A 10,174-nucleotide genomic window follows, 5' to 3' on the forward strand; every position below is an offset into this window, starting at 1 on the left:
GCAAAACCACCGCCCCACGCTCACCCAACCTCATCCGCCAGCCATGCACGGAACCGCTCCAGCGCCGGGTTCGCGGCTCCACCGCGCGGGTGGACCAGCCAATAGGCCTCGTCGGTGGAGAGCGGGATGTGGAGAGGGCAGACCAGCGTTCCGGCGGCCAGTTCGGGTTCGATGAGGAAGCTGGGGATCAGCGCCGCTCCACTGCCCGCGGCTGCGGCCTGCGCCAGCATCAGGAAATGTTCGAACACGGGGCCGGGCGACACGGGCGGGGCGTCGACCCCCGCGTGGGCGAGCCAGCGGTCCCAGGCGCTGCGGCGGCTGCTCTGGAACAGCAGGGGGGTGTTCAGGAAATCCTCCGGTACGTGGATGGGGTGGGTTTGCAGCCAGCCCGGCGCGCAGACGGGCAGGGCCTGTTCGCGGAACAGGAAATCATGCGTGGCGTCTGGCCAGTCCGGCAGGCCGAAGTGGATGGCGGCGTCGAAGCCTTCGGTGGAGAGATCGAAGGGGATGGAACGGGCGGCGAAGTTGACGACGAGATCGGGGTGGCGGGCGCTGAGGCGGGGCAGGCGCGGGGCGAGCCAGCGCATGCCGAAGCTGGGCAGGGTGGCGATGTTGAGTTCGTTGGCCGGGCGGCGGCTGGCGAGGCGGGCGGTGGCGCGGCGGATACGGTCCAGCGCGGGGGCGATCTCGTCGGCGTAGCTCTGGCCGTCTGCGTTCAGGCTGATGCGGCGTCCGGCGCGATCGAACAGCGGGCGCTGCAGCGCATCCTCCAGCAGGGCGATCTGGCGGCTGACGGCACTTTGCGTGAGACCCACTTCCGCGCCTGCGGCGGAAAAGCTGCCCAGCCGGGCGGCGGCGGCGAAGCTGTTCAGCACGCCCATGGGCGGCAGGAAGCGGCGCGCGCCCTCAGTCCTGTTTGTCATAAGCGTATGAGCCTTTCCGATTTGTATCCGCACAAAGAAGGGCGCACGATTGCCCTTGATTGGCAAGATGGAGACTTTCATGCGCAGCATGAATGAAGGCATGGTGGAACATCTGGTGCGCTCGGTGTTGGGCGACACGGCTGCGTTGACAGCGCTAGACGTGCATGCGGACCTGCTGGCGGAGGCCGATGGCCCGGTCTCCCGCGCGGCCTTCGCCATGGCGCTGGCGGTTCTGCTGTCCGACGATCTGCTGAAGCGGGTGCCGAGCGGGGCGGACTATGCCCGGCGCGAAGCGGCTTCGGGGCGGCGCATCCTTTTCGATCATGGCGCGCTGCGCACGATATTGTTTGCCGATGGGGCAACCGGCGCGCTGCCCGCCGGGCAGCTGGCCTTCGCCCGCATTCTGGAACCGCTGGGCTATCAGAAGGCCAACACTTACCCGCTGCCCCGTCTGAAGATGACGGGCCACGCCTATGCCCATTCCGATCTGCCCGAGGCGATCCCGCAATATTTCGTGAGCGAACTGCATGTGGACCGCTTCGATGCGGATTTCGCCGAAGCCGCGGCCCGCGTGTTCGGCAGCTCGCGCGATCCGCTGGGGCAGACGGAGCAGGCGCTGCTCTCCGCCATGGCGCAGGCGGGCGAGGCGCCGCTGGAACTGGCGCTGGCAGCGCTGCCAGGCATTGCGGCAGCGTTCGCGCGCCAGCATGGGCCGGTGGCGCTCGGCGACTATGAAATCCTGCTGGCGCAATCGGCCGAGGCGGGCTGGATCGCCACCGAGGGCAACAGCTTCAACCATGTGACCGATCGCGTGGCGCATGTGGAATCGCTGGCCGATTCGCTGCGCGCGGAAGGCTTCCCCATCAAGGATCGGGTGGAAGTCGCGCGCGAGGGCCGGGTGCGGCAGACGGCGCTGAAGGCCGATAGGGTGGAGCGAAGCTTCACCACGGCGGAGGGTGAGATTTCGCGACGAGTCCCCGGCTCTTTCTATGAATTCATCAGCCGGGAGATTGACCCGGCGACCGGCTGCATCGATCTGTCGTTTGACAGCAGCAATGCGACTGGCATTTTCGCGATGACGCGGGCGGCCTGAGCGCCCCCGCCGCAGGAAAGGAATTGGGAATGACCGACGCACTTCTGGGCGTCTACAACCGGGCACCGCTGACGGTGTCGCATGGGCAGGGTTCGTGGCTGTTCGATGTGGACGGCCGCCGCTACCTCGATTGCGTGGCCGGAATCGCGACCGACGCGCTGGGCCATGCCAACCCCGTGCTGGTGAAGGCGCTGGCCGAACAGGCGGCGAAGCTGTGGCATGTCTCCAACATCTTCCGCATTCCGGGGCAGGAAGCGCTGGCCGAACGGCTGACGGGCGCGAGCTTCGCCGATGTGGTGTTCTTCGGCAACTCCGGTTCCGAAGCGGTGGAAGGCGCGCTGAAAACAGCGCGGCGCTATCATTTCGCGAACGGCCAGCCGGAGCGGATCGACGTGATCGGCTTTGCCGGATCGTTCCACGGCCGCACCTATGCCGCCATCAACGCGGCCGGGAACCCCAGCTATGTGGAGGGCTTCGGCCCGCGCCTGCCCGGCTATGTGCAGCTGACCATCGACGATGAAGCGGGAATCGCCGAAGCCATCGCCCGTCCCACCACCGCCGCGCTGATCGTGGAGCCGGTGCAGGGCGAAGGCGGCGCGCGGGCGCTGACCGGCGAATGGCTGAAGCGCGTGCGCGACCTGTGTACGCAGCATGGCGTGCTGCTGATCTATGACGAGGTGCAGTCCGGCATGGGCCGCACCGGCAAGCTGTTCGCGCACCAGTGGTTCGAAGGCGTGGAGCCGGACATCATGGCCATCGCCAAGGCGCTGGGCGGCGGTTTCCCCATCGGCGCGTTCCTTGCCACCCGCGAAGCCGCCAAGGGCATGGTCGCGGGCGTGCACGGCTCCACCTTTGGCGGCAACCCGCTGGCGATGGCGGTGGGCATCGCCGCCTTCGACGAAATCGCCAAGCTGGAAACGCTGAGCCATGTGCAGGCGATTGCCGCGCTGCTGAAAAGCGAATTGCAGGCGCTGGCCGCCCGCAACCCGGATATCGTCAGCGAAATTCGCGGCAAGGGCCTGCTGATCGGGCTGAAGCTGATCCCCAACAATCGGGATTTCATGGCGCTGGCCCGCGATCATGACCTGCTGGTGGCAGGCGGCGGCGAGAATTGCGTGCGGCTGCTGCCGTCGCTGCTGCTGTCTGAAGCGGAAGCGCTGGAAGCGGTGAAGCGGCTGGAACTGGCCTGCGGCACCGCGCGGGAGCGACTGGCGAAAGCGGCCTGAGCGCAGGCGGGGCAGAGTTTCACTTGCCCCGCCAGCCAGCCGCGTTATCGGCATCGGGGTATGAGCGCTGGCCCGATCCTGTTTCTTGATTCCGGTGTGGGGGGCCTCTCCGTCCTCCGCGCCGTGACCGCGAAGCTGCCGGACGCGCCCATCGTCTATTGCGCGGATTCGGCGGGCTATCCCTATGGCACCAAAGGCGAGGCGGAAGTCTCCGCCCGGGTGGCCGGGCTGCTGGGGCGGCTGGCCGAACGGCTGGATCCCGCGCTGATCGTGATCGCCTGCAACACCGCCTCCACCATCGCGCTGGGCTATGTGCGCCCCGTGCTGGACGTGGGGGTGGTGGGCACGGTGCCCGCCATCAAGCCCGCCGCCGAGCAGACCGCCACGCGGGTGATCGGCGTGTTGGGGACGGACGCCACCGTGCGCCAGCCCTATGTCGCGGATCTCTCCGCCCGGTTCGCGGGCGATTGCACCGTGCTGAAACATGGCTCCGCCGCGCTGGTGGCCGCGGCCGAGGCGAAGCTGCGCGGTGAAGCCGTGGACCCGGCCGTCTATCGCGGCGCGCTGGACGGCCTGCTGAACCAGCCCGGCGGCGAGCGGATGGACATGGTGGTGCTGGCCTGCACCCACTTCCCGCTGGTGGAGGCGGAGCTGGCCGCCGTTGCTCCGCGACCGTTGCGCTTCGTGCACGGCGCAGACGGAATCGCCCGGCGCTGCGCGCATCTGTTGCGCGAGACGGCGTGGGAGGGGCCGAAGCCCGAAGGCCGTGCGATCTTCACCGGCGGAATTGAAGGGGTTGCGCCGCTGGCACCCGCGCTTCAGGGCTTCGGCCTCACACGGATCGAGGGGCTTTGATGGCGGACGACACGCAATTGCTGGAGCGGATGCGGGCGAAGAAGGCTCCCACCACGGCGCTGCTGGGGATGGAACTGGAAGCGGTGGATCAGGCCGCGGGCACCACCCGTTACCGCATGTTGGCCACGCCGCAATTCTGCAACCCGATGGGCAATCTGCAAGGCGGCATCATCACCACCGCGCTGGATGACGCCGCGGCCACCGCCGTGATCGTGAAGGCCGGGCGGCGCGTGGGCGTGCCCACGATCGAGTTCAAGGTGAGCTTCTTCGGCCCCGCACGGCTGGGCGGCACCTATTTCTTCTCTGGCCGGGTGCTGAAGCTGGGGCGCACCATCAGCTTCGCCGAAGCCGATATGACAGACGAAACCGGCAAACTGCTGGCGCGGCTGACGACCAGTTGCGTGATCATGGAGTTGGAAGGGCCGGGGCTGTTCGCCGGGGCCGATGGAAAGATGGAGCCGCAATGACCGACGATATCCTGTTCGCAAAGCAGGGCCGGATCGGCCTGATCACCCTGAACCGGCCGCAGGCGCTGAACGCGCTGACCCGCGCCATGTGCGTGGCGCTGCACCGGCAGCTGATGGACTGGGCCATCGACGATGATGTGCAGGCCGTGGTGATCGAAGGCGCGGGCGGTAAGGCCTTCTGCGCGGGCGGCGACGTGGTGGCCATGCACCGCGACGGGCAGGCCGGCTCGCCGGATTTCGAAGGCTTCTTCCACGACGAATATCGCATGAATCAGGCCATCGCCCACTATCCCAAGCCCTATATCGCCCTGATCGACGGCATCAGCATGGGCGGCGGCGTGGGCATTTCCGTGCACGCCCCCTATCGCGTGGCAACCGAAAAAACCCTGTTCGCCATGCCCGAAACCGGCATCGGCCTGATCCCGGATGTGGGCGGCACCCACGCCCTTCCCCGCTTCCCCGGCGAATTCGGCACATGGGCGGGGCTGACCGGTGCGCGGGTGAAGGGCGGCGATTGCGTCGCCATCGGCTATTGCACCCATTATACGCCGTCCGCCGAAATTTCGGTGCTGAAGGAACGGCTCGCGATCAGCCACGAACCCTTCGCAGACGTGCTGGGCACGTTCCACACCGATCCCGGCCACCTCACCTTGCCCGCGTTGCGGGACGGCATCGATTATCTGTTCAGCCAGAACCAGGTGGAAGATATCCTCTCCCTGCTGGACGAAGGCGACGACTGGGCGATGGAGCAGGCCGCGATCATCCGCCGCATGAGCCCCACCTCGCTGAAACTCACGCTCTACGGCCTGCGCGCAGGCGAAGGCGCCAGCATCGAACAGGCGCTAAAGCTGGAGTATCGCATGGTCAACGCGATCAAGCAGGGCTACGACTTCTACGAAGGCGTTCGCGCGCAACTGATCGACAAGGACCGCAGCCCGAAATGGTCCCCCGCGAGGCTGGAGGACGTGGATATCGCGCCCTATCTGGTGGAACCGGCGGGCGGGGATCTGCGCTTCGATTGAGGGTGACGGGGGTTTTGAAGGGGCTCTGCCCCTTCACCCCGGCAGGGGCGTGACGCCCCTGCACCCCCGACGTTTTTTAAGCCCCTCCTCCTTTAGGGGAGGGGTTGGGGTGGGGGCTCGACACTTGGCGCGACGTTCGAGTTTATAGCCTGCGGCTCTCCAGTTCGGCGTGTTGTGATGTCAGCGGATCAGGCCCGGCGTTGACACCCCCTCTCCATCTCTCCCCCTTGGCACGGGGGAGAGCGCTCCGTAGCGCCGCAGGCAATCGAATCTGATCACACCCGCGACGCTGAAGTTGAGGTGCGACGCCAATTTTGAGGGTGCAGGGAAATCATTTCCCTGCCCGCCGGAGGCGAAAACCATAACCGGGTTCCAAGCGCAGACCCCTTGGCCACGCTGCGCGCAAACCAACGCCCCCCAATCAATGATTATGCCGCGGCACCTCGTCGCCCACCTGCCGGTATTTCAGCGCCATTTCCAGCACGGCACCTTCGGCCAGTTGCCCGGTTTTCTCGCGGTAGATTTCTTCCCACGGCGTCCGGCTGACGGGGATTGGCGGCGGGGCTTCGGCCAGTCGTCGGGCGATTTCGGCTGGTTCCACCAGAGCGTTGCACGCCCCGGCGTTCAGGTCGATGCGCAGCATGTCCCCGGTGCGCAGCCATGCCAGCCCGCCGCCGGCGGCGCTTTCGGGGGAGGCGTTCAGGATGGAGGGGCTGTCGGAGGTGCCCGATTGCCGCCCGTCGCCCAGCGTCGGAAGGCTGGAAATGCCCTGCCGGATCAGCGCGTCGGGCGGTTGCATGTTCACGACCTCGGCCGATCCGGGCCAGCCGATGGGGCCGGAACCGCGGATCACGAGGATGCAATTCTCGTCGATCGCCAGCGCCGGATCGTTGATGCGGTGGTGGTAATCGTCGGAGCCGTCGAACACCACGGCGCGGGCTTCGAACACGCCTTCGTGGCCGGGGCGGGAGAGGTAGCGGCTGCGGAAGGCGTCGGAAATCACGCTCGTCTTCATGATCGCGAAGTCGAACAGATTGCCTTTCAGCACGAGGAATCCGGCGTCCGGCAGCAGGGGATCGGCGTAGGGACGGATCACCTCCCGGTCTGTCGCGGTGCGGCCCGCGACATTTTCCGCCAGCGTGCGCCCGGTGATGGTGGAAACGTTGCCGTCGATGCGCCCGACGGCGAGCAGTTCGGTCAGCACGGCAGGGATGCCGCCCGCGCGGTGGAAGCGTTCAGACAGGTAGCGCCCGGCGGGCTGCATGTTCACCAGCAGCGGCAGGTCGTGCACGGCGCGCCAGTCGTCCGGGGTGATCTCCACCCCGGCATGACGGGCCATGGCGACGATGTGCGGCTGCGCGTTGGAGGAGCCGCCGATGGCAATCGTCAGCGCCATCGCGTTCAGGAAGGCCTGCCGGGTGAGGATGCACGAGGGGCGCAAATCCTCATAGGCGATCTCCACCGCGCGCGCGCCGGTTTCATAGGCGATCTGCCCGCGCTCGCGATAGGGCGCGGGGATCATCGCGCAGCCCGGCAAGGACATGCCCAACCCTTCGGCGATGCTGTTCATGGTGGAGGCTGTGCCCATGGAATTGCAGTGCCCGGCAGACGGCGCAGAGGCGCAGGCTTGGGCCAGAAACTCCGCCTCGTCGATCTCGCCGGCGGCCAGCTTGCGCCGCGCCCGCCAGATCACCGTGCCGGAGCCGACCAGCTCGCCCTCGTGCCAGCCGTCCAGCATCGGCCCACCGGACAGCACGATGGCGGGCAAATCCATGGTGGCCGCCGCCATCAGCTGCGAAGGCGTGGTCTTGTCGCAACCCGTCGTCAGCACCACGGCGTCGATGGGGTAGCCGTTCAGGATTTCGACCAGCCCCAGATAGGCGAGGTTGCGATCCAGCGCGGCGGTGGGGCGGCGGCAGTTTTCGAAGATGGGGTGCAGCGGGAATTCCATCGGAATCCCGCCCGCGTCCCGGATGCCGTCGCGCACGCGCGTGGCCAGTTCCACATGGATGCGGTTGCAGGGGCTGAGGTCTGATCCGGACTGGGCGATGCCGATGATGGGCCTGCCGGATTGCAGTTCGGCGGGGGTGATCCCGTAGTTCATGAAGCGCTCCAGATAGAGCGCCGTCATGTCCGCCCGTTCCGGGTTGGCGAACCAGTCCCGCGAACGGAACGGGCGGACAGGGGTTCGGGCCGTCATCTCAGCCCTGCATCGCTTCCAGTTCCTTGCCCTTGGTTTCCTTCACCACCGCGCGGACGAAGAAGAAGGAGATGAGGGCAGAGGCGGCGTAGAAGCCATAGGTGATCGGCAGGCCGATATGCTTGGCCGCCCAGGGGAAGCTCAGCACGATGGCGAAATTGGCCGCCCATTGCGCCAGCCCCGAAACCGCCAGCGCAGAGCCGCGAATCTGGTTGGGGAACATTTCGCCCAGCATCACCCACATCACCGGGCCCCAGCTGAGGTTGAAGAAGATCACATAGACATTCGCCGCGATCAGCGCGATCAGCCCGACCTGATCGGACAGCGTCAGATGCCCATCCACCATGGTCGCCTGCGCGAAGCAGACCACGAGGGTCGCCAGCGTCACCGCCATGCCCAGCGATCCGATCATCAGCAGCGGCTTGCGGCCGATGCGGTCGATCAGCAGCACCGTCGTCAGGCAGGCGAGGATGGAAACCGTGCCCGAGACGATGTTGATCAGCAGCGCGTCATTTTCCGAGAAACCGACGGACTGCCACAGCACCGAGCCGTAATAGAAAACGATGTTGATCCCCACCAACTGCTGGAACACGGCGATGCCGATCCCCGCCCAGACGATGGTGCGCAGCTTGCCGGTGGCCGGGTCTTTCAGGTCAGAGAGGCGCGGCTGATGGTCCGTCGCCAGCGTGTGGCGGATTTCCCCCACTTTCGCGTCGGCCGTTTCCGCGCCGAACAGCTTGGTCAGCACGCCGCGCGCTTCGGCGTCACGCCCCTTCAGCACCAGATAGCGCGGGCTTTCCGGGATCAGCGTCAGCGCCAGCAAATAGATGGCGGCCGGGATCATCTGCAGCCACAGCATCCAGCGCCACGCCGGGAAGCCCCACCAGAATTCGGCGGTGGAGCCGCCCGCCGTCTTCGCCAGAACATAGTTGGCGACAAAGGCCCCGGTCAGGCCGGTGATGATCATGATCTGCTGCACGGTGGACAACCGCCCCCGCACCGAGGCAGGCGTCACTTCCGAAATATAGACGGGCGTCGTCACCGAAGCCGCGCCCACGCCCAGCCCGCCGATGAAGCGCGCCAGCACGAAAACCCACGCTTCGGGCGCAGCGCCAGCGCCAAAGGCGGAGAACAGGAACAGTCCGGCGGCCAGCATCATCACGTTGCGGCGGCCGATCAGGTCAGACAGGCGGCCCGCCGTGAAGGCGCCCACGGCGCAGCCGATCAGCAACGCCCCCACCAGCACGCCGGTTCCCAATTCGGAAACCCCGAAGGCGCCTTCCAGCCCCTCCTGCGTGCCGTTGATCACGCCGCTGTCGTAACCGAACATGAAGCCACCGATGGTGGCGACCGCCACGATGATGGCGATGAAGCCGTAATTCACCCGGCTTGTGGCCTCGGTCATCCTGCACTCTCCCCAAATGGACCGGCAGCCCCTCGTTCAGGCTCTCGCGTCCCTTTTGCTCCCATGTCCGCATTCAATGTTAGCGGTAACTCCACTTCCATCCATGCCGCTCCGCGCCTGACTTGGCAAGAGGCGAGCGACCCTGCAATTCGCATTCGTATGCGGGGGAAACCCCTTTCAATTACCCACAAATGTTGCGGCTGACGTTAGCACCGATTTTGATGTCCATCAGGCGAGACCATCCTCTCCAGATGACGATGTTGCCAGGCGGCGGATCATGGGCTCGCGCAAGATAGCCTCCGAGCCGGGCGATTTGGGTTAGATAGTCGGAAAGGGTTCTGCCTGGCGGTTCATTCCTTCGGGAAGCTGCGAGGTGGTCGATCAGGGTAATTTCGACATCGGTCAGGATCAGCCGAGGCGATGCGTCAGGAGCAGCGCGATTGATCATGGTCATCCAAAACAGGCGCCATGACAGAATGCAGAATATGGCGATCAGATTGGCGAGGCGTTCGGCGGTCCGCAGCCGCGCATCTTCGGCTCGGCAGCCAGATTTGAGTATCTTGTGGAAGAGTTCGATCTTCCAACGCTGAGCATACCAGTCGAGCTTTTCGATGGCTTCGTCAGGCGTCGTTACCGGCAGATCGGTGATGAGCCGCCAGTCGATTGGGGGGCGCCCTTCAGGCGTTCCACTCTCACGGGCATGCAAGATGGTCAGGCTGAGTGAAGGATAGCGCTTTTGCTTTCCGATCGGCGGCAAAACTTGGATGCGCCTATAGCGCAGTTCGATGTCGGCATGATCGTCTTTGCCAATGGTGATCCGATGCGTGCCTTGCACGGTGGTTTCGCTCATTTCGTCGGCGATCGGAGGGCCACCGTCGCCCGCCAGGCGATCGACGCAGGAGCGGACCAAGAAATGCGTGCCGAGCGCCTGGGTTTCGCATAAGAACTCGTAAAGGTCGGTCACTCGATCGCCAATGTGAGCC

The 10,174-nt window shown here is 66.0% G+C and carries 9 protein-coding genes; 5 read left to right on the forward strand and 4 right to left on the reverse strand.

The genetic code is table 11. The annotated features are described in order from the left end of the window. Positions 1-20: 20 nt before the first annotated feature. The gene (locus tag FJQ54_RS08065) at positions 21-923 is read right to left on the reverse strand and encodes a LysR substrate-binding domain-containing protein (RefSeq protein ID WP_140927897.1); all 903 of its coding nucleotides are present in this window, start codon (positions 921-923) and stop codon (positions 21-23) included. A gap of 79 nt (positions 924-1,002) precedes the next feature. Here FJQ54_RS08065 and FJQ54_RS08070 point away from each other — a divergent pair, with 79 nt between their 5' ends. From FJQ54_RS08070 to FJQ54_RS08090, 5 genes are read left to right on the forward strand one after another with little or no spacing between them, the layout of a single operon-like run. Then, complete coding sequence (locus FJQ54_RS08070) at positions 1,003-2,016, forward strand: 2-oxoadipate dioxygenase/decarboxylase family protein (protein WP_140927898.1); 1,014 nt, start codon at positions 1,003-1,005, stop codon at positions 2,014-2,016. Positions 2,017-2,045: 29 nt separating this feature from the next. After that, on the forward strand, positions 2,046-3,242 hold the full coding sequence (locus tag FJQ54_RS08075; RefSeq protein WP_140927899.1) for an aspartate aminotransferase family protein: 1,197 nt from the start codon (positions 2,046-2,048) through the stop codon (positions 3,240-3,242). A 60-nt stretch (positions 3,243-3,302) separates the two neighbouring features. Next, on the forward strand, positions 3,303-4,097 hold the full coding sequence (gene murI / locus FJQ54_RS08080; RefSeq protein ID WP_140927900.1) for a glutamate racemase: 795 nt from the start codon (positions 3,303-3,305) through the stop codon (positions 4,095-4,097). Further along, on the forward strand, positions 4,097-4,564 hold the full coding sequence (locus FJQ54_RS08085) for a PaaI family thioesterase (protein WP_140927901.1): 468 nt from the start codon (positions 4,097-4,099) through the stop codon (positions 4,562-4,564). Before murI ends, FJQ54_RS08085 begins: the two co-directional genes overlap by 1 nt. Further along, positions 4,561-5,586, forward strand: coding sequence for an enoyl-CoA hydratase/isomerase family protein (locus FJQ54_RS08090; protein WP_140927902.1), 1,026 nt, complete (start codon positions 4,561-4,563; stop codon positions 5,584-5,586). Before FJQ54_RS08085 ends, FJQ54_RS08090 begins: the two co-directional genes overlap by 4 nt. A 421-nt stretch (positions 5,587-6,007) precedes the next feature. On the opposite strand, the gene FJQ54_RS08095 is transcribed toward FJQ54_RS08090, so the two are convergent. From FJQ54_RS08095 to FJQ54_RS08105, 3 genes are all read right to left on the reverse strand, one after another. After that, positions 6,008-7,786 (reverse strand): IlvD/Edd family dehydratase, encoded by a 1,779-nt coding sequence (locus FJQ54_RS08095; protein ID WP_140927903.1) that lies wholly within the window; start codon positions 7,784-7,786, stop codon positions 6,008-6,010. Position 7,787: 1 nt separating this feature from the next. Beyond that, complete coding sequence (locus FJQ54_RS08100) at positions 7,788-9,191, reverse strand: sugar porter family MFS transporter (RefSeq protein ID WP_140927904.1); 1,404 nt, start codon at positions 9,189-9,191, stop codon at positions 7,788-7,790. Positions 9,192-9,372: 181 nt separating this feature from the next. After that, positions 9,373-10,174 (reverse strand): IS4 family transposase (locus FJQ54_RS08105; RefSeq protein ID WP_140927905.1); only part of this gene is annotated, 802 nt, incomplete at its 5' end.

This window comes from Sandaracinobacter neustonicus (assembly GCF_006385875.1).
Taxonomy (GTDB): Bacteria; Pseudomonadota; Alphaproteobacteria; order Sphingomonadales; family Sphingomonadaceae; genus Sandaracinobacteroides; species Sandaracinobacteroides neustonicus.